The 25710-nt window shown below is 71.1% G+C and carries 25 protein-coding genes; 13 read left to right on the forward strand and 12 right to left on the reverse strand.

The window, feature by feature from the left end; all coding sequences use genetic code 11:
- The first annotated feature begins 46 nt into the window (after window positions 1–46).
- The 5 genes from LGI35_RS13095 to LGI35_RS13115 all read left to right on the forward strand — a co-directional run bounded on the left by LGI35_RS13095 (window position 47) and on the right by LGI35_RS13115 (window position 5453).
- Entirely contained in the window at window positions 47–1417 is a 1371-nt protein-coding gene (locus LGI35_RS13095) for an ABC transporter substrate-binding protein (protein ID WP_227294034.1), read from the forward strand.
- A complete protein-coding gene (locus LGI35_RS13100; RefSeq protein ID WP_227294035.1) occupies window positions 1414–2349 on the forward strand; it encodes a carbohydrate ABC transporter permease in 936 nt (311 codons plus the stop codon). The genes LGI35_RS13095 and LGI35_RS13100 overlap by 4 nt, the downstream gene beginning before the upstream one ends.
- Window positions 2346–3176, forward strand: a complete 831-nt coding sequence (locus LGI35_RS13105) for a carbohydrate ABC transporter permease (RefSeq protein WP_227294036.1) — start codon at window positions 2346–2348, stop codon at window positions 3174–3176. The genes LGI35_RS13100 and LGI35_RS13105 overlap by 4 nt, the downstream gene beginning before the upstream one ends.
- The gene (locus LGI35_RS13110) at window positions 3173–4162 is read left to right on the forward strand and encodes a zinc-dependent alcohol dehydrogenase family protein (RefSeq protein WP_227294037.1); all 990 of its coding nucleotides are present in this window, start codon (window positions 3173–3175) and stop codon (window positions 4160–4162) included. The genes LGI35_RS13105 and LGI35_RS13110 overlap by 4 nt, the downstream gene beginning before the upstream one ends.
- A 73-nt stretch (window positions 4163–4235) precedes the next feature.
- Window positions 4236–5453, forward strand: coding sequence for a TerD family protein (locus tag LGI35_RS13115; RefSeq protein ID WP_227300290.1), 1218 nt, complete (start codon window positions 4236–4238; stop codon window positions 5451–5453).
- Between the two features lie 223 nt (window positions 5454–5676).
- Here the strand turns inward: LGI35_RS13115 and LGI35_RS13120 are convergent, their stop codons facing one another.
- The 3 genes from LGI35_RS13120 to LGI35_RS13130 form a co-directional block, all read right to left on the reverse strand.
- Window positions 5677–5904: a CarD family transcriptional regulator gene (locus LGI35_RS13120; protein WP_116502770.1), complete on the reverse strand. Its 228-nt coding sequence runs from the start codon at window positions 5902–5904 to the stop codon at window positions 5677–5679.
- A gap of 143 nt (window positions 5905–6047) precedes the next feature.
- Complete coding sequence (locus LGI35_RS13125; protein ID WP_227294038.1) at window positions 6048–7067, reverse strand: 1-aminocyclopropane-1-carboxylate deaminase; 1020 nt, start codon at window positions 7065–7067, stop codon at window positions 6048–6050.
- 61 nt (window positions 7068–7128) lie between these two features.
- Window positions 7129–7779: a GntR family transcriptional regulator gene (locus LGI35_RS13130; protein WP_227294039.1), complete on the reverse strand. Its 651-nt coding sequence runs from the start codon at window positions 7777–7779 to the stop codon at window positions 7129–7131.
- A 168-nt stretch (window positions 7780–7947) separates the two neighbouring features.
- On the opposite strand from LGI35_RS13130, the gene LGI35_RS13135 reads away from it, so the two are divergent.
- Window positions 7948–8832 (forward strand): serine/threonine-protein kinase, encoded by an 885-nt coding sequence (locus LGI35_RS13135; RefSeq protein WP_227294040.1) that lies wholly within the window; start codon window positions 7948–7950, stop codon window positions 8830–8832.
- 84 nt (window positions 8833–8916) lie between these two features.
- Here the strand turns inward: LGI35_RS13135 and LGI35_RS13140 are convergent, their stop codons facing one another.
- Both LGI35_RS13140 and LGI35_RS13145 read right to left on the reverse strand, forming a co-directional pair.
- The gene (locus LGI35_RS13140; RefSeq protein ID WP_227294041.1) at window positions 8917–10374 is read right to left on the reverse strand and encodes an alkaline phosphatase PhoX; all 1458 of its coding nucleotides are present in this window, start codon (window positions 10372–10374) and stop codon (window positions 8917–8919) included.
- Between the two features lie 227 nt (window positions 10375–10601).
- Window positions 10602–12044, reverse strand: coding sequence for a hypothetical protein (locus tag LGI35_RS13145; protein WP_227294042.1), 1443 nt, complete (start codon window positions 12042–12044; stop codon window positions 10602–10604).
- Window positions 12045–12260: 216 nt separating this feature from the next.
- Here LGI35_RS13145 and LGI35_RS13150 point away from each other — a divergent pair, with 216 nt between their 5' ends.
- Window positions 12261–14084, forward strand: a complete 1824-nt coding sequence (locus LGI35_RS13150; RefSeq protein WP_227294043.1) for an endonuclease/exonuclease/phosphatase family protein — start codon at window positions 12261–12263, stop codon at window positions 14082–14084.
- 51 nt (window positions 14085–14135) lie between these two features.
- On the opposite strand, the gene LGI35_RS13155 is transcribed toward LGI35_RS13150, so the two are convergent.
- Window positions 14136–14879: an SRPBCC family protein gene (locus LGI35_RS13155; protein WP_227294044.1), complete on the reverse strand. Its 744-nt coding sequence runs from the start codon at window positions 14877–14879 to the stop codon at window positions 14136–14138.
- A 21-nt stretch (window positions 14880–14900) separates the two neighbouring features.
- Entirely contained in the window at window positions 14901–15512 is a 612-nt protein-coding gene (locus LGI35_RS13160) for an ArsR/SmtB family transcription factor (protein WP_116502762.1), read from the reverse strand.
- 344 nt (window positions 15513–15856) lie between these two features.
- On the opposite strand from LGI35_RS13160, the gene LGI35_RS13165 reads away from it, so the two are divergent.
- From LGI35_RS13165 to LGI35_RS13180, 4 genes are all read left to right on the forward strand, one after another.
- Window positions 15857–16396 (forward strand): hypothetical protein, encoded by a 540-nt coding sequence (locus LGI35_RS13165; RefSeq protein WP_227294045.1) that lies wholly within the window; start codon window positions 15857–15859, stop codon window positions 16394–16396.
- Between the two features lie 66 nt (window positions 16397–16462).
- Window positions 16463–17308: a DUF4097 family beta strand repeat-containing protein gene (locus tag LGI35_RS13170; RefSeq protein WP_227294046.1), complete on the forward strand. Its 846-nt coding sequence runs from the start codon at window positions 16463–16465 to the stop codon at window positions 17306–17308.
- A gap of 67 nt (window positions 17309–17375) precedes the next feature.
- Window positions 17376–18395: an ATP-binding cassette domain-containing protein gene (locus tag LGI35_RS13175; protein ID WP_227294047.1), complete on the forward strand. Its 1020-nt coding sequence runs from the start codon at window positions 17376–17378 to the stop codon at window positions 18393–18395.
- On the forward strand, window positions 18392–19186 hold the full coding sequence (locus LGI35_RS13180; RefSeq protein WP_227294048.1) for an ABC transporter permease: 795 nt from the start codon (window positions 18392–18394) through the stop codon (window positions 19184–19186). The genes LGI35_RS13175 and LGI35_RS13180 overlap by 4 nt, the downstream gene beginning before the upstream one ends.
- A 121-nt stretch (window positions 19187–19307) precedes the next feature.
- Here the strand turns inward: LGI35_RS13180 and LGI35_RS13185 are convergent, their stop codons facing one another.
- Window positions 19308–19544, reverse strand: a complete 237-nt coding sequence (locus LGI35_RS13185) for a hypothetical protein (RefSeq protein WP_227294049.1) — start codon at window positions 19542–19544, stop codon at window positions 19308–19310.
- Window positions 19545–19752: 208 nt separating this feature from the next.
- Here LGI35_RS13185 and dapA point away from each other — a divergent pair, with 208 nt between their 5' ends.
- Complete coding sequence (gene dapA, locus LGI35_RS13190; RefSeq protein WP_227294050.1) at window positions 19753–20655, forward strand: 4-hydroxy-tetrahydrodipicolinate synthase; 903 nt, start codon at window positions 19753–19755, stop codon at window positions 20653–20655.
- A gap of 60 nt (window positions 20656–20715) precedes the next feature.
- Here the strand turns inward: dapA and LGI35_RS13195 are convergent, their stop codons facing one another.
- Window positions 20716–21939, reverse strand: coding sequence for a WD40 repeat domain-containing protein (locus tag LGI35_RS13195; protein ID WP_227294051.1), 1224 nt, complete (start codon window positions 21937–21939; stop codon window positions 20716–20718).
- Window positions 21936–22547, reverse strand: coding sequence for a SigE family RNA polymerase sigma factor (locus LGI35_RS13200; protein WP_351440772.1), 612 nt, complete (start codon window positions 22545–22547; stop codon window positions 21936–21938). Before LGI35_RS13200 ends, LGI35_RS13195 begins: the two co-directional genes overlap by 4 nt.
- Window positions 22548–22871: 324 nt before the next feature.
- On the opposite strand from LGI35_RS13200, the gene LGI35_RS13205 reads away from it, so the two are divergent.
- Entirely contained in the window at window positions 22872–23813 is a 942-nt protein-coding gene (locus LGI35_RS13205; protein WP_227294053.1) for a DPP IV N-terminal domain-containing protein, read from the forward strand.
- A 216-nt stretch (window positions 23814–24029) separates the two neighbouring features.
- On the opposite strand, the gene LGI35_RS13210 is transcribed toward LGI35_RS13205, so the two are convergent.
- Together LGI35_RS13210 and dapD are read right to left on the reverse strand one after the other, a co-directional pair.
- A complete protein-coding gene (locus tag LGI35_RS13210) occupies window positions 24030–24371 on the reverse strand; it encodes a hypothetical protein (RefSeq protein WP_227294054.1) in 342 nt (113 codons plus the stop codon).
- Between the two features lie 324 nt (window positions 24372–24695).
- Window positions 24696–25697 carry a 2,3,4,5-tetrahydropyridine-2,6-dicarboxylate N-succinyltransferase gene (dapD, locus tag LGI35_RS13215; RefSeq protein WP_116502754.1) on the reverse strand — a complete coding sequence of 334 codons (1002 nt, stop codon included), beginning with the start codon at window positions 25695–25697 and terminating at the stop codon, window positions 24696–24698.
- Window positions 25698–25710 lie beyond the last annotated feature (13 nt).

Genomic DNA, 25710 nt, shown 5'->3' on the forward strand with positions numbered 1-25710 from the left:
GCGTACACCTTTTCTCCCTATTTGCCACATACGTTCAGGAGCATTCATGCGAACCCAGAGCCGACGGAGGCCGCGCGCGCTGTGCGCCGCGGCCGCCGCAGGGACGCTGCTCGCCCCGCTGCTCTCCGGCTGCTGGGCCGGTGCCGGCGGGACCGGCTCGGGCGGTGACTCCATCAACGTCCTGATGGTGAACAACCCGCAGATGACCGAGCTGCAGAAGCTGACCGCCGCGCACTTCACCAAGGAGACCGGCATCAAGGTGAACTTCACCGTCCTGCCGGAGAACGACGTCCGCGACAAGATCAGCCAGGACTTCGCCAACCAGGCGGGCCAGTACGACGTCGCGACGCTGAGCAACTACGAGATCCCCATCTACGCCCGCAACGGCTGGCTGCACGAGCTGGGTTCGTACGCGCGCAAGGACACCGCGTACGACGAGCGGGACATCCTCAAGCCGATGCGCGAGTCGCTCACCGGGGACGACGGAAAGCTCTACGGCCAGCCGTTCTACGGCGAGTCCTCCTTCCTCATGTACCGCAAGGACGTCTTCGCGAAGAAGGGCCTGCGCATGCCCGCGCATCCCACCTGGCGGCAGGTCGCCGACCTCGCCGCGAAAGCGGACGGCGCCGAGCCCGGCATGAAGGGCATCTGCCTGCGCGGTCTGCCCGGCTGGGGTGAGCTCATGGCGCCGCTGACGACGGTGGTGAACACCTTCGGGGGCACCTGGTTCGACAAGAACTGGAAGGCGCGGCTCACCTCGCCCGGATTCGAGAAGGCGACCCGCTTCTACGTGGACCTCGTCCGCGAGCACGGCGAGTCCGGAGCGGCCCAGTCCGGCTACGCGGAGTGCCTCAACAACCTCACCCAGGGCAAGACCGCCATGTGGTACGACGCCACGGCCGCCGCCGGTTCGCTCGAATCGGCGAAGTCCCCGGTCAAGGGCAAGATCGGCTACGTACCCGCGCCGGTCGAGAAGACGGAGAGCTCGGGCTGGCTCTACACCTGGGCCTGGGGCGTGCAGAACGCCTCACGCAACCCCGACAAGGCGTGGAAGTTCGTCTCCTGGGCGTCGGGCAAGGGCTACGAGAACCTGGTCGGCAAGGAGATCGGCTGGTCGAACGTGCCGGCGGGCAAGCGCGCCTCGACGTACACCAACCCGGAGTACCGCAAGGAGGCCGGCGCCTTCCAGGACGTCACGCGCGCGGCCATCGAAGGGGCCCGCCCCCGCGACCCGGGCGTCCAGCCGCGGCCCGCGCCCGGCATCCAGTTCGTCGGCATCCCCGAGTTCACCGATCTCGGCACCAAGGTCTCGCAGGAGATCAGCGCGGCCATCGCCGGACGCCAGTCGGTCGACACGGCCCTGAGGAAGTCCCAGAAGCTCGCCGACGAGATCGCGAAGGAGTACGAGGGACGATGACCGCGACCACGACCGTTCCCGTCGCCCACGCGCGCGTGGGCACCGCCAAGTCCCCCGGCCGGCTGCGCGCCTGGGCCACCAGGGCCCCGCTCCTGCCCGCCCTCGTCTTCATGATCGTGGTGACCCAGCTGCCCTTCGTGGCGACGCTGGTGATCTCGTTCTTCGACTGGAACGCCCTGTATCCGGACGCCCGCCGCTTCACCTGGTTCGCCAACTACGGCGAGGTGCTCACCGACCCGGACCTGCGCAAGTCCGTCCTGACGACGATCCTGCTGACCGCGACGGTCGTCGTCGTGAGCCTGGTCGTCGGACTCGGCCTCGCGCTGCTCCTCGACCGGAAGTTCCGCGGCCGCGGCCTCGTGCGCACCCTCCTCATCGCACCGTTCCTGCTGGTCCCCGTCGCCGCCGCGCTGCTGTGGAAGCACGTCCTGTACAACCCCGAGTACGGGCTGCTCAACGGCCTGCTGCACTATGTCGGCGGCCCCCAGCCCGACTGGATCTCCAACACCCCGCTGCTCGCCGTCGAGACGGCCCTGGTGTGGCAGTGGACTCCGTTCATGATGCTGATCCTGCTCGCGGGCCTGCAGTCGCGCTCCCCCGAACTCATCGAGGCGGCCCGGATGGACGGCGCGGGCAACTGGCAGGTCTTCCGGTATCTGACGCTGCCCCACCTGCGCCGCTACCTCGAACTGGGCGCCCTGCTCGGCTCGGTGTACATCGTGCAGAACTTCGACGCCGTCTTCACGATCACCTCGGGCGGCCTCGGCACGGCCAACCTGCCGTACACCGTCTACCAGAGCTTCTACCAGGCCCACGAGAACGGCCTCGCGTCGGCCGCCGGCGTCCTGGTCGTCATCGGCTCGATCATCATCGCGACGTTCGCGCTGCGCGTGGTGTCGTCGCTGTTCCGCGAGGAGGCGTCCCGCGCATGAATCTCCGCGTACCGCGTGTGAAAGGGCTCGGGCTCGTCGCCTGGCTCGCCGGCATCCTGTTCTTCCTGCCCATCGCCTGGATGGTGCTGACGTCCTTCCACTCCGAGGAGAGCGCCGCCACCAACCCGCCTTCGTTCGCGGCGTCCCTCACCCTCGACGGCTACCGCGACTTCTTCGGCACGGCGGGCGGCGCGAGCCCGTGGCCCGCGCTCGTCAACTCGACGGTGGCGTCGCTCGCCTCGACACTGTTCGTGCTGGTCCTGGCCCTGCCTGCCGCGTACGCGCTGTCGATCCGGCCCGTGCGGAAGTGGACCGACGTCCTGTTCTTCTTCCTGTCGACGAAGATGCTCCCCGTCGTGGCGGGCCTCCTGCCGATCTACCTGTTCGCCAAGAACGCCGGGATGCTCGACAACATCTGGCTCCTGGTCATCCTCTACACGTCGATGAACCTGCCGATCGCGGTGTGGATGATGCAGTCGTTCCTCGCCGAGGTGCCGATCGCGGTCATCGAGGCCGCACGGATCGACGGAGCGCGCCTGCCGACCCTCCTCGCGCGCGTGGTGGCGCCCATCGCCATGCCGGGCATCGCCGCGACGGCGCTGATCTGCTTCATCTTCAGCTGGAACGAACTCCTCTTCGCGCGCGTGCTCAGCGGTGTCGTCGCCCAGACCGCGCCCGTCTTCCTGACCGGCTTCATCACGAGCCAGGGCCTGTTCCTGGCGAAGGTGTGCGCCGCGTCCCTCGTGATCTCCCTGCCGGTACTCGCCGCGGGATTCGCCGCCCAGGACAAACTGGTCCAGGGCCTGTCGTTGGGAGCTGTCAAATGAAGGCCGCCGTCATCGAGTCCGTCGGCAAGGCAGTGGTCACGGAGGTCCCCGACCCCACGCCAGGACCGCGCGATGTCGTCGTGGAGGTCGCGGCGTGCGGGCTGTGCGGCACCGACCTGCACATCCTCCAGGGCGAGTTCGCGCCGACCCTGCCGGTGGTGCCCGGTCATGAGTTCGCGGGCGTGGTCGTCGGCCTCGGGCGTGACGTGCGCGAGGTGTCGGTCGGCGACCGCGTCGCCGTCGACCCGTCGCTGTACTGCTACGAGTGCCGGTACTGCCGCTCGGGCCACAACAACCTCTGCGAGCGGTGGGCCGCGATCGGCGTCACCACCGCGGGCGGCGCCGCCCGGTACGCCGTCGCGCCCGTGGCCAACTGCGTACGCCTCCCCGACCACGTCCGCACCGAGGACGCGGCCCTCATCGAGCCCCTGTCGTGCGCCGTACGAGGCTACGACGTGCTGAACTCGCGCCTCGGCTCCCATGTGCTGATCTACGGCTCCGGGACGATGGGCCTGATGATGCTGGAGCTCGCCAAGCGGACCGGCGCCGCGAGCGTCGACGTCGTGGACCTGAACGCGGACCGGCTCGCCACCGCCCGCAAGCTGGGCGTCTCGGGGTCCGGGGCGAACGCGGACGAGCTCGACCGGCCACAGGGCTGGGACGTCGTCATCGACGCGACGGGCAACGCGGGCGCGATCCAGGACGGTCTCGAGCGGGTCGCGAAGGCGGGGACGTTTCTCCAGTTCGGCGTCGCGGACTACGCCACGCGCGTGTCCATCGACCCGTACCGGATCTACAACCAGGAGATCACCATCACCGGCTCGATGGCCGTCCTGCACAGCTACGAGCGGGCCGCCGAGCTGTTCGCGGGCGGTGTCCTCGACCCGGACGTGTTCATCAGCGACCGGCTGCCCCTCGACGCGTATCCGCAGGCGCTCGACCAGTTCGCGTCCGGGGTGGGGCGCAAGATCGTGGTGGTGCCGTGAGCCATCGGTGGGAAGTCATCGGCAGGTAAGGGAACGGCAAAGCCGCATCGCTCGTTACCCCGGCATGACCGCTATGACCCCCGGCTCGAACATCCCGCTGTCCACCGCCCGCGTGGCGGTGGACGTCGCCGCCCCGGTGCGGCTCGACGTCTCGGGCCTGCTGCTCACCGCCGACGGCAAGGTGCGTTCCGACGACGACTTCATCTTCTACAACCAGCCCTCGGGCCCGGGCGTGACCTACCGCTCGGGCGGCGGCACGGCACCGGACGCGATCGTGGTGGACACGGCCGCCGTGCCGCCGGGCATCGAGAAGATCGTCGTCACCGCGAGCCCGGACGCGGCCGGCCAGACCTTCCAGGGCATCGAGCCCACGGCCACCATCAGGGGTGTCGACGACGGCTCCGTGCTCGCCACGTTCACGCCGCCGCAGCTCGGCACCGAGACGGCCCTCGTGGTCGTCGAGATCTACCTGCGCAACGGCGCGTGGAAGGTGCGCGCGGTGGGCCAGGGCTATGCCAACGGCCTGGCGGGCATCGCCACGGACTTCGGCGTGAGCGTCGAGGAGCCCGCGGCCCCCGCGCCGGTACAGCCCGCACAGCCCGTGCAGGCGATGCCCGCGCCGACGACTCCCCCGGTCGACCCGCGCGTGGCGCCGCCCGCGCCGGCCCCCGCGGTTCCGGCCGCCGCGCCCGCGGCCCCCGCTCCGGGCGCCGGGAAGATCAATCTGGACAAGGGGCGCGTCAGCCTCCAGAAGAACCAGACGGTGTCCCTCGTCAAGGGCGGGCAGCCGCTGCTCTCGCAGGTCAAGATGGGCCTCGGCTGGGAGCCCGCGTTCCGCGGCAAGGACATCGACCTGGACGCGTCGGTCATCGCCTTCGGCCCTCAGCGCAACCACGTGGACAGCTGCTACTTCGGCAAGCTCTCGATCGTGAACGGTGCGATCAAGCACTCCGGCGACAACCTCACGGGCGAGGGCGGCGGGGACGACGAGGTGATCGTCGTCGACCTGGGCCGGCTCCCGCAGGACGTGACGGGCCTGGTGTTCACGGTGAACTCGTTCTCGGGCCAGAAGTTCACCGAGGTCGCCAAGGCGTACTGCCGCCTCATCGACGCGGCGACGGGCGAGGAGCTGGTCCGCTTCGACCTGACGAACGCGGAGGCGCAGACGGGCGTGATGATGGCGAAGCTGATCCGCCAGTTCTCCGGCGAGTGGGACATGACGGCCATGGGCGACTTCGTGAAGTCGCGGACGGTCCGCGGCATGGTCAAGCCGGCGGCACAGGCACTCTGAGAACGGGCCTGCGGCACGGGCTCCCCGAGGACGACGGTCCCTCGCTCATGCGAGCGAGGGGTTGCCGCCGGGATCCGGGGCGTCACGAGGGGTGACGGGCGGACACGACAGAGGCGGCCGGCGACACGGGCACCCGTGCTGCCGACCGCCTCATGGCGTCAGCCTCCGAAGCCGTGGACACGACCCCCGAATCCAGGGCGCCGGTTCCGAAGCGTCGGATACGTCAGAGCTTGGACAGCTTGGAGAACGGGCTCAGGAATCGGCCCTGCTGCCCGGCGAAGTCGATGAGCACGGCTTCGTCGCCCTCGACCCCGATGATCCTGCCGAGGCCGTACTGATCATGGGAAACGCGGTCGCCCACGGCGAACTGCTCGACCGGCGGAGCGGGCTTTGCCGGAACGTTGAAGGGGCTGCCCGGAAGGTGGCGGCGCGTACTGGGGGGCCTTGTCATTCAACGAGTATGCGCCCCGCGCACCCACGGACACCACGCCTGTGTCCTCACACTTCGGTGACGATGTCCGTGAAACACCCCTCGCGACCTGCGCTCACCTGCGCCTGAGCCCCTCAGGAACGGGCTTTTTGCAGCGACGCAGATCACTGGAACAAAGCGCTGTAGGCGTTCAGGGCGGGCTGGCCGCCGAGGTGGGCGTACAGGACGGTCGCGTCGGGGCCGATCTCGCCCCGGGCCACCAGGTCGATCATCCCGGCCATCGACTTTCCCTCGTACACGGGATCGGTCACCATGCCCTCCGTGCGGGCGGCCAGTCGCATCGCGCCGAGGGTGGCCTCGTCGGGAACCCCGTACGTCCCGGCGTGATAGCGCTCGTCGAGCTCGACGTCGTCCTCCGTCAGCTCCCTCCGTACGCCGATGAGCCGGGCCGTGCCCCGGGCGATCCGCAGGATCTGCTCGCGGGTGCGGTCCGGCTCGGCGGAGGCGTCGATACCGAGGATGCGGCGGGGGCGGCCGCCGGACTCGACGAGCGCCGCGCATCCCGCGATCATCCCCGCCTGGGTCGACCCGGTGACCGAACAGACCACGACGGTGTCGAAGAAGACACCCAGCGCCTGTTCCTGTTCGGCCAGTTCGCAGGCCCACCGGGCGAATCCCAGGCCGCCGAGGCGGTGTTCGGAGCACCCGGCGGGGATCGCGTACGGGCGGCCGCCCGCCTCCTCCACCTCGCGGACCGCCTGCTCCCAGCTCTCCTTGACGCCGATGCCGAACCCGGCCCGCACCAGGCGCACCTCCGCGCCGGCGAGCCGGGAGATGAGGATGTTGCCGACCTTGTCGTAGACGGAGTCGGGCCACTCGACCCAACTCTCCTGCACGAGAACGCACTTGAGTCCCGCGCGGGCCGCGACGGCCGCGACCTGGCGGGTGTGGTTGGACTGCACCCCGCCGATCGACACTAGCGTGTCGCAGCCCTGCGCGAGCGCGTCCGCGACCAGGTACTCCAGCTTGCGGGTCTTGTTCCCGCCGTAGGCGATCCCGGAGTTGCAGTCCTCCCGCTTGGCCCAGAGGGCGGCCCCGCCGAGGTGCGCGGTGAGCCGGTCCAGCGGGTGCACGGGCGAGGGGCCGAAGAGCAGGGGGTAGCGCTCGTACGCGTCGATCGTCACGGGACCTCCCGGGGTCGGTTCGGGGTCGCGGGTGCGGGGACCCGCCGTGGGTGCCGGCGGACTACACGTCCTCGTCGGCCAGTTCCTCCAGTACGCGCCAGATCTCCGTCGTGATCCGTACCGCGCCCGTCACGTCGCCCGCGGCGCAGGCGTCGATGAGGCGGGCGTGCGGCTCGGCGGAGCCGCACGCGGCGCCCTGGCCGAAGCGGCGCCGCTCCAGGCGGCGGATGAGCGGCGTGTAGCGGGCGACGGTGTCGGCCGCGGCGCGGTTGCCCGAGACGCGGACCGGGACGCCGTGCAGCTCGTCGTCCGCGCGCAGGGCAGCGTCCACGTCACCGGCCGCGACGGCGGCGGCGAACCGCCGGTTGGCCTCGCGCATCGCGTCGGTGTCGGCGCGGGTGAGGCGGGGCACGGCGGTGCGGACGGCGAGCTCGTGCATGGCGCGTACGACGGCGGCCGCGTCCCGGACGTCGGCCGCCACCAAGGGGGTCACCCTGGTGTGGCTCTGCGGCTTGGTCTCCAGGAGCCCCTCGTCCACGAGCCGTGAGAACGCCGCGCGGACGGGCGCGCGGGACAGGCCGAGGAGTTCGGCGAGATCCGCGTCACGCACGACCGCGCCGGGCGCGATGTCCCCGCCGACGATGGCGTCACGGATCGCGGTGCACGCCTGGTCTCTGAGGAGGGTGCGCTGCACCCGTCGGATGGCCGCCATGAACTGAAATGTTAGATACCAATGGCGTTCGCGGGAACCCCCCGATGGCTGCCCGGCGTCGCAGTGATCGTCGGCGGCTCTCGGCGGCCCGGGTCTTCCGGGCGTCCCTGCCCGCCGACGGCGAGCCGCGGTACCGCTGTTCGAAGCCGTACAGGAGGATGGCGTTCCATGGTGCGTCTCGCGGATTACCGCCTCGTCAGTCAGCTCGGCGACAGCGGCACGGGGACCGCCCACCTGGCTCGCTCCCCCGCGGGCCAGGTCGTGGTGGTCAAGACGGTGCGGGAACCTCTCGCCGCCGAGCCGCTGTTCAGGGCACGGTACCGGTGGGAGACGGAGGCGGCGCGGGCCGTGCGGGGGCCCTTCACGGCGGCCGTGCTCGACGCCGATCCCGAGGCGGCGGTGCCCTGGCTCGCGGCCGAGTTCTGCGTGGGCCCCTCGCTGTCCGAGGCGGTGGCGGCGCTCGGCCTCCCGGACCCTGGCGCTCTCGCCGCGATCGGCGCGTCGCTCGCCGGGGCGCTCACGGCGATCCACGCGACGGGGCTCGTGCACGGCGATCTCAAGCCGGCGAACGTCGTCGTGACGCCGGCCGGGCCCAAGGTCGTCGATTTCGGTGTCGCGAAGGCGGCGGTCCCGGGCGGCGGGACGCCCGGCGTCGGCGAACCGGTCGGCTCCCCCGGCTTCATGGCGCCCGAGCAGATCACCCACGCCGTCCCGGCCGGCGCGCCCGCGGACGTGTTCGCCCTCGGCGCGCTGCTCGGCCTCTGCGCGACGGGCCGCAATCCGCACGGCGCGGGCAACGCCCCGCACGTCATCCACCGCACCCTGCACGAGCAGCCGGACCTCGTCGGCGTCCCGGACCAGGAGTGGGAGGCGTTCCTCGCCCGCTGCCTGGCCAAGTCCCCGTACGCCCGTCCGACGGTTCCCGAGGTCCTCGCGTGGTGCGTCGCGCGGGCGACCCCGTATCCCTGGTGGGAGCAGGAGGAGGTCGCGGCCCTCATCCACGTGCACGAGGAGTCGCTCGCGGAGCGGCTGTCGGCGGAGGAGCAGGACTGACCCGGGAGCGACCGCGGCCGGCGCGCACGACGGGTGCGTGCGCGCCGGCCGGAGGTCACTCGCCGGTCGGTCCGGCGAGCGCGCTCAGTTCGAGCGCTGGCGCTTCCACGGCCCCGTGATGGCGAGCATGATGCCCGGGGTCTGGATGTTCGCGTAGAGGGTCCGACCGTCGGGCGAGAACGTGACGCCGGTGAACTCGCTGTACTCCGGCTCCTGTTCGGTGCCGATGTTCAGCTCGTTGCGCGCGATCGGGTACGTGCGTCCGCTGTCGGTCGCGCCGAACAGGTGCTGGATGCCGTTGCCGTCCTCGGCGATGACGAGGCCGCCGTACGGGGAGACCGTGATGTTGTCCGGGCCGTCGAAGGCGCCGTCCTTGGACGGGTCGGCGTTCACGCCGAGCAGGACCTTGAGCGTCAGGGTGCGGCGCTTGGGGTCGTAGAACCAGACCTGTCCGTCGTGCTGGACGGGGCTCTCCGCACGGGCGAACGAGGAGACGATGTACGTGCCGCCGTCGGCCCACCACATGCCTTCGAGCTTGCGGGCGCGGGTGACCTCACCGTCGGCGAACTGCTTGCGCACGGAGACGGTCTTGGCGTCGCGGTCGGGCACGTCGACCCAGTCGACACCGTAGACCGTGCCGATCTGGGTGGCGCGCGACAGGTCGTCGACGAAGCGGCCGCCGGAGTCGAAGCACTTGGTGGCCTGGAGGACGCCCGCGTCGTCGGCGAGCGTGCGCAGCTTGCCGCGGCCGTGGTGGAAGCCCTGCGGCGGGGTCCAGCGGTAGAGCAGGCCGTTGGGGCCGGACGCGTCCTCGGTGAGGTAGGCGTGGCCGCGCTTGGGGTCGATGACGACGGCCTCGTGCGCGTACCGGCCGAAGGCCTTGACCGGCTTGGGCGCGCGGTTCGCGCGGCGGTCCGCGGGGTCGACCTCGAAGACGTAGCCGTGGTCCTTGGTCATGCCGTTGGCGCCGGCCTTGTCCTCGGTCTCCTCGCAGGTCAGCCAGGTGTCCCAAGGAGTGCGCCCGCCCGCGCAGTTGGTGGCGGTGCCGGCGATGCCGACCCACTCGGCGACCTGTCCGTCGCGGCGGACCTCGACGACGGTGCAGCCACCGGCGGCGGCCGGGTCGTAGACGAGACCCTCGGTGAGCGGGACCGGGTACTTCGCCTTGGTGCGGGCGCCGCCGATCTCGTGGTTGTTGACGAGCAGCGTGGCGCCGCGGGGACCGTCGAAGGTGGCGGTGCCGTCGTGGTTGGACGGGGTGGACTCGCCCGACTCCAGGGTCGTCCTGCCGGTGTACGTGATGACGCGGTACGAGAATCCGGCGGGCAGCGCGAGCAGGCCCTTCGGGTCGTCGACGAGCGGGCCGTAGCCGACACCGTGGTGGTGCCCGTCGTGGCCCTCGGTGTGCGCGGCGTCCTCATGGTCCCCTTCGGCGGCCAGCGCACCGGGAGCGGTGGCGAGCGCGCCGACGGTGCCGGCCAGGGCGATGCCCGCGCCCGTGGCGGCGGAGCGTCTCGTGAAGTCCCTGCGGGTGAGCGACATGGTGTCTCCTGTGACCGGGTGGCTGTGGCGGTGCAGCGGGCACTGATGCTGTTTCGGCCACACGTTCCCTGCCATGCCTGAACGGCGGCTGAACTCCGCACGACGCCGGCAGAGCGAACACGTTCACGGTCGTCGGCGGGCGGGGCGCAGGGTGGGTGAGACGCGGTACGCGAAAGGGGCGGGGCGCCCTCGCGCCCCGCCCCACCCTGTCCCTGCGTCGTCGTCCGCTATCCGCCCTGCGCGGACCGCGCCTTGAACGCCGCCTTGCGGGCCTCCTTGGCCACCTTCTTGTCGGGATGCAGACGTCCCATCGCCTCCAGGACGTCCGCCGTCGCCGGGTGGTCCACCTTCCACGCCGCCGCGAAGAACCCGCGGTGCTGCGCCGCGAGCCCCTCGACCAGGCCCTGGAGTTCGTCCGAGTTGCCCTCGAGGGCGAGCTGCGCGGCGATGGTGTCGACGGTGAGCCAGAAGATCAGGGACTCCGGCGGCGCGGGCACGTCGCCCGCCCCGTGCTCGGCGAGCCACACGCGCGCGAGACCGCCCAGTTCCGCGTCGTCGAGCACCTCCCTCAGCGCCGGCTCCGCCTCGCCGCCCACGAGGGACAGCGCCTGCTGGCAGCGCAGCCGCCGCAGGGGCGCCCCGGCGTCCGTGCCGCGTGCCGCGGCCAGCAACTCCCGTGCCGCCACGAGCGGTTGGCGTCGCGCGAGCCACTGCTCGATCTCGGCCTGCGCCGCGGCCTGCGGGAACGACGACGTGCCGTCGAGCAGCGTGTCCGCGCCCTTGTCCGCGAGGTCACCGACGACCGGCGCGTCGAGACCGGCGTCGATCATGCGCGCGCGGACGCCGTAGAGCCCGAGCGGGGTGAGCCGCACCATGCCGTACCGCGTGACGTCCGAGTCGTCGAAGGCGTCGGGCTCGGCGCCCCCTTCGCCCTCTTCGATCTCCGCCATCAGCGCCTCGTCGACCGGCTGGAACTCGACCAGTCCCACGGGGACGAGCAGCCGGAACTGGTCGTCCAGCTTCAGCATCGCGTCCGACACCTGTTCCAGGACGTCGTCCGTGGGCTCGCCCATGTCGTCGGGCACGATCATCGACGCGGCGAGGGCGGGCAGCGGGACGGGCTCGTCGGCCGCGCCCCCCTCGGCGACGGTCAGGAGGTAGAGGTTGCCGAGGACGCCCTCGAGGAACTCGGCCTCCGCCTCGGGGTCCCAGTCGAGCTGCGAGAAGTCGACCTCGCCGGTCTCCTCCAGGACGTCGACGAGATCGTCGAGGTCCGGCACGCTCGCGTCGGCGAGCGCGGCGTCCAGGGCGCCGAGCCAGAGCGCGAGGATGTCCTGCGGGCTGCCGGAGGCGACGACGGCGAGGTCCTCGCCCGCGGTGACGGTGCCCTCCTCCTCGTCCACGATCTCCACGAGCCCGGTGTCGACCGCGACCCGCCAGGCCTCGCTCGCGTCCGCGGCCCCGTCGGCATCGGCGGCGAGCCCGAGTTCGAGCGCCGCGGCGGGCAGCTGTTCCTCGGCGAGTTCGCCGCCCGCGCCGACCCGGGTCGTGGGCCCGGCCCAGCGGGCGAGCCGCACCGCGCGGGAGAGCAGCGGGGTGGCGAGGGCGTCGCGCGCGAGCTCCGCTTCGGAGTGCAGCCTCGCCGGCGGCAGGGGGGAGCTGTCTGACATCGCCTTGTTCTCCTCCGGACGTGTTGTGCGACCGCTCAGCCTAGACGGATTTGGCAGCATGCCGCCCGGTTCATGTACCCGTCAGGAACCGTACACCGCTGAAACCTTGACAACTCCCCTTGCTCCACAAGACATTTACGCGCGTAGAAGAGCACGGAGCGGCCCGCTCGCTCCACCCTCGTCCCGGCGCATCACGCACGTCCCCGGAGGGACCCCTTGCCGAGCAAGAACTCGTCGCGCCTCGCCGCGCTGACCGTCGCCGCCGTCTGCTCCACCGTCTCCGCCGTCGTCCTCACCTCGCCCGCACACGCGGACGCGATACGCATCCATGACATCCAGGGCGCGACCCGGACGTCCCCGCTGGCCGGGAAACAGGTCACGGACGTGGCCGGTGTGGTCACGGGCGTCAGAACCTACGGCTCGTCCAAGGGCTTCTGGATCCAGGACACGACACCCGACGACGACCCCGCCACGAGCGAGGGCGTCTTCGTCTTCACCAGCTCGACCCCGAAGGCCGCCGCCGGCGACGCGGTGACGGTCTCGGGCACGGTCTCGGAGTACGTCCCCGGCGGCGCCTCGTCGGGCAACCAGTCCGTCACGGAGATCACCAAGCCGACGGTCACGGTCGTCTCGTCGGGCAACGCGCTCCCGGCCGCCACGGTCATCGACGCGAAGTCGGTCCCCGCCGCGTACGCCCCGGCCGGCGACCCGGCGGCGAACGGCTCGGTCAACGCGCTGCCGCTGCGCCCGTCGAAGTACGCCCTGGACCTCTACGAGTCCCTGGAGGGCATGAACGTACGCGTCGGCTCCTCGCGTGTCGTCACCGCCTCCGACGCGTACGCCGAGCTGTGGGTGACGGTCAAGCCGCACGAGAACCCCACGCGCCGCGGCGGCACCGTCTACGGCTCGTACGGGTCCCAGAACACGGGCCGTCTCCAGATCCAGTCGCTCGGCACGGTCGCCGACTTCCCCGCGGCGAACGTCGGGGACACCCTGGCGGGCCGGACCGAAGGCCCCCTGGACTACACCCAGTTCGGCGGTTACACGCTGGTCGCGCGGGAGCTCGGCACCCTGGACAAGGGCGGCCTGGAGCGGGAGACGACGCGGAAGCAGAAGCGCGGCGAGCTGGCCGTGGCCACGTACAACGTCGAGAACCTGGACCCGGCCGACGGCACGTTCGCGGCGCACGCGGCCGCGATCGTCGACCACCTCCAGTCGCCCGACGTCGTGTCCCTGGAGGAGATCCAGGACAACAACGGCGCGAAGGACGACGGCACGGTCGCCGCGGACGTCACGGTGAACAAGCTGATCGACGCGATCGTCGCCGCCGGCGGCCCGAAGTACGAGTGGCGCTCCGTCGACCCGGTCAACGACCAGGACGGCGGCGAGCCCGGCGGCAACATCCGCCAGGTGTTCCTCTTCAACCCCGAGCGCGTCTCGTTCACCGACCGCGCGGGCGGCGACTCCACGACTCCCGTGGGCGTGACCCGGACGCACGGCCGGGCGGCGCTGACCGCGTCCCCGGGCCGGATCGCCCCGGCCGACGAGGCGTGGAAGAACAGCCGCAAGCCGCTCGCGGGCGAGTTCGTCTTCCGCGGGAAGACCGTCTTCGTCATCGCCAACCACTTCGCGTCCAAGGGCGGCGACCAGGGCCTGACGGCGCAGTACCAGCCGCCGGCGCGCAGCTCGGAGACCCAGCGCCACGCGCAGGCAAACGCGGTGAACGGCTTCGTGAAGGAGATCCTCAAGGCGCAGAAGAACGCCGCCGTCGTGACGCTCGGCGACATCAACGACTTCGAGTTCTCCGGCACGGCGCAGCGCCTGGAGGACGGCGGCGCCCTGTGGTCGGCGATCAAGTCCCTGCCGAGGAGCGAGCGTTACACGTACGACTACCAGGGCAACAGCCAGGTCCTCGACCAGATCCTGATCAGCCCGTCGATCCGGCACGACGACTTCGCGTACGACAGCGTGCACGTCAACAGCGAGTTCAACGACCAGATCAGCGACCACGACCCGCAGGTGCTGCGGTTCCGTCCGTAGCACCTGCGGGCCTGTCCGCAACACCGGCGGATCGTCAGGCGGGCGGGGTCGTCAGGCGAAGACCCCGTCCAGCCAGCCGCGCCAGGCCGCCTCGTCCTGCGCGGCGTCGGCGTCCGGCGCGAAGTCGTGGACGACGATGCCGACGGGCGCGCCCCAGCGGCCGCGGCCGAAGACGCGGTACAGGGCGTCGTCGGTGCGCAGGCCGATGAAGTACGGGTTGCGGTAGTCGAGTACGGCTTCCAGGGTCTCGCCGCCGGGTCCTCGGACGCGCAGCTTGGTGCCCTCGGCGGCGTCGTCGGGCAGGCCGAGGGCGCGGCCGACGGCGGCGAGGGCCTCGGGGTTCGCCGACGCGGCGGGCCCGTCGAACATGGTGAAGGCGACGGGGCGGCCCGCGAAGTGCGTCAGATACTGGCGCAGCGTGTGCAGGTAGAAGTCGGTGTGCTTGTCGGCGCCGTCGTAGTAGTCGTCCCAGTTGTCGACGAAGATCCCGCTGTGGACGTAGCGGACCCAGGCGCGGCTGCCGCCGTCGCGGGCCTCGATGACATGGTCCAGCTGGTTGAGGGTCTGGAACGGCGGCAGCGCTTCCGCGTTGTCCGAGCGGGCGGTGAGCCGGTGCTCCGGGTCCCAGGCGGTGATCGTGGCGCCGTGGGGGCCGCGGCCGCCCTCCTTCGGCTCGTACTCCATCGGCCACAGCCAGCCGCCGGTGCCCGAGGTGAGCGCCTCCCAGACCTGCTCGGGGGTGGCGTCGACCTCGAACTCGCGGGCGATCTCGAATTCCCTGGGTTCGTTCGTCATGGCGGTAACTCCTTGGTGCGGTCAGTCTTCGAGGGGCGGTCGGGGCTGCGGATCCTTCAGCGAGGGATGCACGGCGATCACCACGCGGTGGTCGCGGCCGCCCTCCGCGGATCCGTCGTGGTATTTGCGGACGAGCGCGCCGACCCCCTGGGTCAGTTCCTCGATGAACGCGGCCCGGTCCGCGGCGGACGCGAACCTGACCTCGCCGTCGAGCGCGTAGGTGGCCAGGCGCTTCTTCGCCTTGGCGGCCCCGGTCAGCAGCGCTCCCACGTCCTGTACGAGACGTGCCGCGACGGCGAGCAGCCAGCGTGCGGAGAGCTGGTCGCGGGCCCGGTCCGGGTCGGGCCGCACGGCGCCGAGCGCGACCGGTGAGATCACGTACGAGGCGGCCGTGGCCCGCATCAGGCGCTCGGTGACATTGCCCTTGCGCCGCTCCCCCGCCAGCTCGACCAGGCCGTGCTTCTCCAGCGCCTTGAGGTGATAGTTCACCTTCTGGCGCGGCAGGCCGACCTTGGGGGCGAGCATCGCGGCGGATGCGGGTCCGGCGGCCAGCTCCGCGAGCAGCCGGGCCCTGATCGGGTCGAGGGAGACCGCGGCTGCCGCCGGGTCCTCGATCACGGTGACGTCCAACATGACTCCACCGTCCCACCGAAAACTTTTTTTGTCCAGGTAACTTGATTGTTCGGCGAGTCGGAGAAGGCCGGGAAGCCGGAGATGAGGACCGCCTGCCCGGCCGCGGCCAGACTCCGATGACACCGCGCGACACCCCATGGCGCCACGCGACACCGCATGGCACCACATGGCGCCACGTGGCACCACCAGAGGCGCCAGGGCGGGCGAGACTCCATGTGGCACCGCATTGACTCAACTCGATGTCACCGCGTTTCCCCAGGCCAGAGCCACTTGCTCAACCCCGACTCACCATTACTTCCCTCACAGGCTTGCGCATGGCGCCAAAGTGATGCCACTATGACGTCATGGACCTCACGCCGTATGTCGACAACCTCCGCCGCGAACTCGCGGTGGCCGCCGAAGCCGGCGGCGAAGAAGCCCGGGAGCTGGCCGAGCGGCTCACCGCTCCCCTGGAGTCGGCGACCCGCCTGACGATGCTCAATGTGCTCTCCGCCGCGATGGACGAGATCACCCGTGAACTCGCCCCCGGCTCGGTCGACGTGCGGCTGCGCGGACTCGACCCGGACTTCGTCGTGACGCGGCCGGCGGCCGACGAGGCGTACGAGGACAGGAGCGGGCCCGCCGAGCCGCTCAAGGCGCCGGCCCCGGCGCCCGCCGACGGAGACGACGGCGGCACCGCCCGCGTCAATCTGCGCCTGCCCGCCCATCTCAAGACGCGCGCCGAGGAGGCCGCGGGCCGCGAGGGCCTGTCGGTCAACGCGTGGCTGGTACGAGCCGTGTCGGCCGCGGTCGACGGCGGCGCCCCGTCACGCACACCGGGCGGCGCCCAAGCCACCCGCACCACCCGCACCGTCGGACAGAGCTTCACGGGCTGGGTGCGCTAGCCGCGCATCCCGCCCGCCCGAATTCACCCGGAACTTCACCCTGAGACCCAAGAGGACGGGACAGCCATGCCTTCTTTCGACACGCCCCAGCCGATCTCGGTCATCGCCAACGTGGCCGCCGGTTCCATCCAGTTCAGCGCGAGCGACCGCCTCGACACGGTCGTCGAGATGCGGCCCCGCGACCCGAAGAAGGACAAGGACGTGCGGGTCGCCGAGCAGACCGAGGTCACCTACGCGAACGGCGTGCTGACCATCAGGACACCCAAGGGGCGGTACCTCGTCGGGCCCACCGGCAGCGTCGACGTGACGGTCGAGCTGCCGACCGGCTCCCGCATCGACACGACCGGCGCCTGGACCCAGGTGCTCGGCGAGGGCCGGCTCGGCGAGGTCCGCGTGAAGACGTCGTCGGGTGACGTCCGCCTGGACTCGACGGGCCCGCTCCAGCTGACCGCGTCGCACGGCACGATCACCGTGGACCATGTCGAGGGCCTGGCCGAGATCACCACCAGCTCCGGCAGCCTGCGCGTCGGTGTCGTGGACGGCCCGGCCGTCCTGAAGAACTCGCACGGCTCCACGACCGTCGGCACCGCGATCGGCGATCTGCGGGTGAGCGGCGCCAACGGCGACATCGACATCCGGCGCGCCGAGAGCTCGGTCACCGCGACCACCGCCCACGGCACCCTGCGCGTGGGCGACGTGGCCCGTGGCACCGTCCAGCTGGAGACCTCCTACGGCGCCATCGACATCGGCATCCGCGAGGGCACGGCCGCCTGGCTCGACGCCGGCTCGGGCAACGGACAGGTGCGCAACACACTCACCGCCTCCGACAGCCCGGAGAAGAGCGAGGAAACGGTCGAGGTCCGCGCCCGGACCAAGTTCGGCAACATCGACATCCGCCGCGCCCGGGCCTGACCCACCCCAAGTTCCTTACGCCACCAGCCACTTCACCGCTCACCACGCCTTCGAACGGGAGGGCCCCATGCCTTCATCTGTCATGACCACGTCCAGGTCGGGCAACGGCCAGCAGCCGCCCGCCGCCGTCTCCACCGTCGGTCTGCGCAAGTCGTACGGCGACAAGACCGTCCTCGACGGGATCGACCTGCACATCCCGACCGGCACCGTGTTCGCCCTGCTCGGCCCGAACGGCGCCGGCAAGACCACGGCCGTGCAGATCCTGTCCACGCTCATCTCCGCCGACGGCGGCCAGGCCCAGGTCGCGGGCCACGACCTCGCCACGTCACCGGACGGCGTACGCGCCGCGATCGGTGTCACCGGGCAGTTCTCCGCCGTCGACGGCCTGATCACCGGCGAGGAGAACATGCTCCTCATGGCCGACCTGCACCACCTGCCCAAGCGTGAAGGGCGGCGCGTCGCAGCCGAGTTGCTGGAGCGGTTCGACCTCACCGACGCCGCGAAGAAGCCCGCCTCCACCTACTCCGGCGGCATGAAGCGCCGCCTCGACATCGCCATGACGCTGGTCGGCAACCCGCGGATCATCTTCCTCGACGAGCCGACCACCGGCCTCGACCCCCGCGCCCGGCACAACATGTGGGGCATCATCCGCGAACTGGTCTCCGACGGTGTCACCGTCTTCCTCACCACCCAGTACCTCGACGAGGCCGACGAACTCGCCGACCGCATCGCCGTCCTCAACAACGGCAGGATCGCCGCCGAGGGCAGCGCCGAGGAACTCAAGCGGCTCATCCCCGGCGGACACATCCGACTCCGGTTCACCGACCCCGACGCCTACCAGTCCGCCGCCCTCGCACTGCACGAGGCCCACCGGGACGACGAGGCCCTCGCGCTGCAGATCCCCAGCGACGGCAGCCAGCGCGAACTGCGCTCCGTCCTCGACTGGCTCGACTCCGCCGGCGTCGAGGCGGACGAGCTGACCGTGCACACCCCAGACCTCGACGACGTGTTCTTCGCCCTCACCGGCGGCGCCGGCATCCCCAACCAGCCGAACCAGCCCAACCAGCTCAAGGAGGAAGCCCGATGAGCTCCCTGTCCCTCGCCGTGCGCGACTCGTCCACGATGCTGCGCCGCAACCTGCTGCACGCCCGGCGCTACCCCTCCATGACGCTGAATCTGCTGCTGACGCCCGTCGTGCTGCTGTTGCTCTTCGTCTACATCTTCGGCGACGTGATGAGCGCCGGCATCAGCGGCGGCGGCGCCGACCGCTCCGCGTACATCGCGTATCTCGTCCCGGGCATCCTGATGCTGACCATCGGCGGCACAACGATCGGCAGCGCGGTGTCCGTCTCCATGGACATGACCGAGGGCATCATCGCCCGCTTCCGCACGATGGCGATCCACCGCGGATCGGTGCTCATCGGGCACGTCGTCGGCAGTGTGCTGCAGTGCGTGATGAGCGTGGTGCTCGTCGGGGCCGTCGCCGTGGCGATCGGGTTCCGGTCCACGGACGCCACCGCCCTGGAGTGGATCCTGGCGGTCGGGCTGCTGGCGCTCGTCTCCCTGGCGCTCACCTGGATCGCGGTCGGCATGGGCCTGTCCAGCCCGAACGCCGAGGCGGCCAGCAACAACGCGATGCCGCTGATGGTCCTGCCGCTCCTGTCCAGCGCGTTCGTGCCGGTCGACGCGATGCCGGGCTGGTTCCAGCCGATCGCCGAGTACCAGCCCTTCACCCCGGCCATCGAGACCCTGCGCGGACTGCTGCTCGGCACCGAGATCGGCAACAACGGGTGGCTGGCCGTGGTCTGGTGCGTGGCGCTGGCGGTGCTCGGCTACACGTGGTCGCGCTCGCTCTTCAACAACACCGGTAAGCGCTGATCAACAGCACCACCGCTGCCTGACACCGCACATGAGGGCGGGGCGTTCACTCACCGGCGGGGAGTGAACGCCCCGCCCTCTGCTGCCTGCCGAACCGCCCAACTGCCACCGCCGAACTGCCCTACTGCTGTCCGCCGAGCCGCGCGGCGCTGCGCTCCGCCTCGGCGAGGATCGCGTACCGGTCGGCCACGATCGCCTCCGCGTCGGCCACCGCCCGTTCGGCGGCGACGCGGCGCCCGGCATGCGAGTGCGGGTCCGGCGCGGGGTGCCGGCGGCGCCACCAGATGTCACACGCGGCGTAGATGCCACTCGCACAGATCAGCAGGGGAACGGCGAGGGCCAGGACGATGTCACGCACCACGAGATCCTTATACGTTTTATATGTGTACGCATACGTGCAACTTCTTCCTGATAACTCGGAATCCGGGCGCCCTTCCTGAAGGTCGCCCCTCGGCCAATATCCCGGCGGAACTCGGCCACGCACTCTCGACTGCTTAGCAAGGCTTGCGACTACCTCGTAGAAGAATTAAGTGGAGCTGCACGGTCGGGGCGCCGAGACTGCCCATATGAGCCTCACGAACCGCCCGCAGCCGCCCTTCTGCCGCGCCCTGTGCGCCATGGTCACGCCGTTCACCGACGACGGCACTCTGGACCTGGACGGCGCGCAGCGCCTGGCGGCCCACCTGATCGCCGAGGGCTGCGAGGGCCTCGTCCTGTCCGGCACCACCGGCGAGTCCCCCACGACGTCGGACGACGAGAAGGCCGCGCTCGTGCGGGCCGTGAAGGACGCGGTCGGGGAGCGGGTCCCCGTCGTCGCGGGCGTCGGCACCGCGGACACCCGGCACACCGTGGAGCTCGCCGCCGGGGCCGAAAAGGCGGGCGCGGACGGCCTGTTGGTCGTCAGCCCGTACTACAGCCGCCCGCCGCAGGACGCCCTGGAGGCACACTTCCGCGAGATCGCGGACGCGTCGGGACTGCCGGTGATGCTGTACGACATCCCGGGCCGCACCGGCACGCGCATCGAGCCGGACACCCTGATCCGACTCGCGTCCCACCCCCGGATCGTGGCCGTCAAGGACTGCGCGTACGACATGCTCGGCGCGCAGAAGGTGCTCGGCGCGACCGGTCTCGCGTACTACGCGGGCTGCGAGGAGTTCGCGCTCCCGCTGTACGCGGTGGGCGGGGCGGGCTTCGTGTCGACGGTCGCGAACGTGGCGCCGCGTGCGCTGCGGGCCGTCCTGGACTCCTACGACGCGGGCGACACCCGCGAGGCCGCCCGGCGCCAGCAACTGGCCGCCCCGCTCGTCGAGTTGATGATGGCGTCAGGCCTGCCGGGCACGGTCACCGCGAAGGCTCTGCTCGGCGCGCTCGGTCTCCCCGGCGGCCCGGTCCGCGCACCACTGCGGCCCGCCGGCCACGAAGTGACCGACGGGCTGCTGACCGCGTACGAGAGACTCGTCAGCGCGTAGGGCTGCGCCTTCCCGAGGACAACCCCCGCCCCCGGCCCCCGGCCGGAAGACACGCCTCCCTCAACGCGTGGTGAACTGCGGTGTCCAGCGACCCGGGTAGTCGGCGGACGCCTTGCGGAAGTCGCTGAGCTGGACGACCTTGTCGCTGCCGATGGTGAGCAGGAGCAGCTGGTTGTGGAACTCGCCCGTGCCGCGGCACTTCTTGGGATCGCAGCCCCAGGCGATGAGCCGCTTGTTGTCGGCCCAGGCGAGCAGCTGCTGCCCAGGCACCTTGGTGACCATCCTGCCGCTGACGGGGTCGACGATCGCCGAGGCGATCTCGTTGCCCTGGCCGGCGAACTCACCGCCGATGAGCTTGCCGTCCGGCGAGAGCCCCGCCTCCGCCCACGACACGTGCTTCTCCGCGGCGGGTGTGGCCACCTTGCGGCCGTTCAGGTCGTAGTAGATCCGGCCGGGCTCCGTCGGGATCTGCTCGTAGACGAGCTTGCCGTCATGGCTGAACCGGAGGTCGGCGCGCGCGTTCGGCGACCAGCCCATCTCGTCCTTCCAGAAGGGCAGTTCGTGCCAGACCGACTTGCCGGAGGCGACGTCGACGACGGTGAACCCGGTCCGGCTGGCGACCGGCCCCGGCTCGTCCTTGCCGTTCACGTTCATCTTGTGCGACCAGTAGAGGTGGTCGGGGTTCTTGGCGTACGTCGTGGCGAGGAGCTTCCTGCCGTCCGGCGAGAACTCCACCCCGGCCACGCCCTTGTCGAGCTCGATCCACCGCTCCACCTTGCCGGTGATCAGGTCGAGCAGGCCGACGCGGTCGACGGGCAGCCGCTTCTCCAGGACGGCGGCCGTCCGCATGCCGGGCGCCACGTCGACCCACGACCACCGGGTGGTCCTGTCGTACTTGCCGGTCTTCTGGTTGAGCAGCCCGTAGGTGCGCTCCATGACGGCGTCCCGGCCCGGCTGCTTGACCCTCTTGTACGTGGAGAACGCGGCCAGCGCCGAGTCCCCCGCCGCGATGAGGTCCCGCGGCGGCGACTGGTCCGGGTGCGCGATGATGTCGCTCTGATTCATCCGGCTCGCGGGGCGCACGTCCTGGCCGCCCGAGTGCAGGACGGGCACGGCGACCGCCGTGGCGACGACCGCCGCCGTGGCGACCGCGGCTCCCGCGATGGTGCGCACCCGGCGGCGGTGCCGCACGGCGAGCACCCGGTCGGCGAACCCGGACGGCGCGGACTCGCTGTCGGCGGCCTGTTCGCGCAGTGCGTCGCGCAGCAGTTCATCGACGTTCACGGACGCACCTCCATGGGCGAGAAGTCACGGGACGGCAGCTCTTCGGCGTCGGCCGGACCGAGCGCGGCGAGTTCGGGCGCGAGGCTGCGCAGCTTGGCGAGCGAGCGGTGCGTGGTCGAGCGCACGGTGCCCACCGAGCAGCCCAGGAGGCGGGCGACGTCCGCCTCGGGCAGGTCCTCGAAGTAGCGCAGGACGAGTACGGTGCGCTGCCGGGCGGTGAGCCTGGCGAGCGCGGTGCGCATCACGATGCGCAGGTCGGCGGCGTGGGAAGAGTCGACCCCTGTACGACTCTCCGGCGGCTCGGCGACGGTCAGTTCCCGTCCGCGCCACTTCAGGCGCCATCTGCTGATCTGCTGGCGGTAGAGGATCTTCCGTACGTAGGCCTCCGGTTCGTCGATACGGTGCCAGCGCCCGGCCGCCTTGATGAGCGCGTTCTGGAGCAGGTCCTCGGCGGCGTGCCGGTCGCCCCCGCTGAGGAGCACCGCGGTCTTCAGGAGCGCGGACGACCTGCTCGCCACGAACTCGCGGAAGCTGTCCCAGCGATCCGCGCCCGCCTCACCCGCCGTCTGTCCGGCATGCCCCGCTGGTGCTTCCGTGCCGGCATCCATCGTCACCTTCTCTTCCCCGTCGGGCGGCCCTGGTGCCCCCGTGCTGCTCCTTGTGACGCGCGCGGCGGCCCCTCGCTATGCCTGCGTGCCCGAGAAATTGTGCAAGGGGTGACGCGAGTGGCCCGCACCGGATTCCGGTGCGGGCCGACGAACCGACCGCTTGCCCGGCTCAGCCGCAGCTCCGGCCCTTGATGACCCCCGCTTCCCCAGTGGAGGTGGTAGGCCAGGGGCTGACGTGCCCGACTCCGCCCCTGTGACACTTCTTGATCCGGTTGCGCTCTTGCACCGGGGGCCGGAAACTCCGGTTGCCCCAGGAGGGCTCAAGTGCTTTTCAAACACGTCGTGCTGGCCGTCGGGGTCGTCGTCGCTGCTGGTCTGCCGACAGCGGGGACCGCTGCGGCGGAGCAGGGGACCGCGGCCGGCCGGATCACCGCGACCGACTATTCCTCCGGCTCTCCCGCTCTGGTCTCGCTCGACCCGGTGAGCGGCGACGTCATCCGGACCTTCGCGCAGAACGCCGAGGACGGCGTCCTCTCTCCGAAGGGCTCCACCGTGGCGTACATCCAGCGCGACGACACCTGCATTCCCCAGACCGAAGGCTGTAAATACGCCCGGAACCTGGTGGTCGCCGACGGCGACGGCGGTGACCAGCGCGTCCTGGTCCGGGGTATCACGCCCGAAACCAATGAGGCCCCGTACGTCGGGCACCCCGACTGGTCCCCGGACAGCAGGCGGATCGTCTACGACAGCCCGCGCGGCATGGAGTGGATCAAGAGCGACGGCACGGGACAGGAGGTGCTCACGACAACCGGCGGCGCAGGCACCTTCTCGCCCGACGGCCAGAGCATCGCCTTCGTGAGGACCACCACGTACGAGACGGCCGACGGCTGGGAGAACGGCACGGACGTCTGGGTCATGGACATCGCCACCCGGCAGGTGCACCAGATCAGCACCACTCACAACGCGCGGTCCACGCCGGTCGACTGGTCCCCCGACGGGCAGCGCATCGCGTACGCCACCGAGAACGGCCTGAACGCCGTCGACGTGGCGACCGGCGCCGTCACCGAGCTGCAGAGCAGCTGGACGACCCCCCTCAGCGGCATCCAGGGCCCCGTCTTCTCGCCCGATGGCACCCGAATCACCTTCTCCGCCATGGACGAGGGCGACTACAGCCACAACACCTACGTCGTCGATGCCGCCGACGGAAAGAACCTCCAGGTCCTGACGGACCAGGCTGTGACCCCTACCGACTGGCTGAGCAGGTAGCGGGAGCGCCGGCCGCGGGCCCGGCCGGTGCCCGCGGCCGGCCGTCCTGAGATCGGCGGGCCAAGGGGTGCCTGTGGCGCGACGGAGGATCCCCGCGGTCGGAATCGAGCGGATCGTGGATCTCGGCCGGCCGCGGGCGTCCATGCGGCCCAAGGCATGCGGTGGACGCGGAAGGGGTGCCCTCCCCCAACAGTGGAAGGGCACCCCCAAGGACGGTCAGCGGTGGTCGTAGCGGTCGTGACCCCAGCGGCCGTCGTGGTGGTGACCCCAGCGAGCGTCACGGTGGTGACCCCAGCGGCCGTCGCGGTGGTGACCCCAGCGGCTGTCGCGGTGGTGACCCCAGCGAGCGTCACGGTGGTGACCCCAGCGGCCGTCGCGGTGGTGACCCCAGCGGCCGTCGTGGTCGCCGCGCCTGTTGTCGTCACCGTGGTCGTGACCACGGTCGTACGTGGCTTGGGACACCGCCGAAGGCGCGGCGGCGGCGCTGGCGCCAGTGGCGCCGCCCACCAGGAGGGCGCCCGCGACGCCCAGCGCGGCGACAAAACGGGAAAGCTGCATTCCGTGCTCCTTTCACGGCAGGTGCCTCATGCGCCTGCCTGGGTCGGACACCTCCATATTCACGTCCGCAATGCACCGTTACGTCCGACTCGCCACCGAGGACGCCTTATGTAGCGAAAAATCGTTGAATCGGGAACCGACGCCCAGCGTGTCGGCGTCACGCGCGCGTACGGGTGGCTCCCCCCAACGCACGAGCGCCCTCCCGGGTCGTCCTGAGGACGCGGAAGGGCGCTCGCTGGTGACCAGCGCTGACAACTGCCGCCGGCTCAGCAGCAGTTCGGAGCGGTGATCGAAGTGGCGGCCACAGGTCACGGCCGCCGATGATCAGTTGTGGCTGTGCAGGACCTCGTTCAGGCCGCCCCACACCGCGTTGTTCGGGCGGGCCTCGACGGCGCCGGTGACCGAGTTGCGGCGGAAGAGGATGTTCGAGGCGCCGGACAGGTCGCGGGCCTTGACGATCTCGCCGTCGGGCATCGTGACGCGCGTACCGGCGGTGACGTAGAGACCGGCCTCGACGACGCACTCGTCGCCGAGGGCGATGCCGACGCCCGCCTCCGCGCCGACGAGGCAGCGCTCGCCGATCGTGATGCGGACGTTGCCGCCGCCGGAGAGCGTGCCCATGGTGGAGGCGCCGCCGCCGATGTCGGAGCCGTTGCCGACGACGACGCCGGCGGAGATGCGGCCCTCGACCATCGACGTGCCGAGCGTGCCGGCGTTGAAGTTGACGAAGCCCTCGTGCATGACGGTGGTGCCCTCGGCGAGGTGCGCGCCGAGGCGGACGCGGTCGGCGTCGGCGATGCGGACGCCCTTCGGCGCGACGTAGTCCGTCATACGGGGGAACTTGTCGATGGACGTCACGGCGAGGTGCAGGCCCTCGGCGCGGGCGTTGAGGCGGACCTTCTCGACGTCGTCGACGGCGACCGGGCCGAGCGAGGTCCAGGCGACGTTGGCGAGGAGGCCGAAGACGCCGTCCAGGTTCTGCCCGTGCGGCTTGACCAGCCGGTGGGACAGCAGGTGGAGGCGCAGGTAGGCGTCGTGCGCGTCGAGCGGCTTGTCGTCGAGCGAGGCGATGACCGTGCGCACGGCGACGGTCTCCACACCGCGGCGGGCGTCGGTGCCGATGGCCTTCGCGGCGCCCTCGCCGAGCAGCTCGGCGGCGCGCTCGGCGGAGAGCCGCTCGGTGCCGGCCGGGCCCGGCTCGTCCTGGAGGGACGGGGCGGGGAACCAGGTGTCGAGGACGGTGCCGTCGGCGGTGAGCGTGGCGAGGCCTGCGGCGACGGCGCCGGTGGTGCGCTGAGCGGTGGTGCTGGCGGGAGAGTCAGACATGGGTGAAACCTAA

This window comes from Streptomyces longhuiensis, assembly GCF_020616555.1.
Classification (GTDB): domain Bacteria; phylum Actinomycetota; class Actinomycetes; order Streptomycetales; family Streptomycetaceae; genus Streptomyces; species Streptomyces longhuiensis.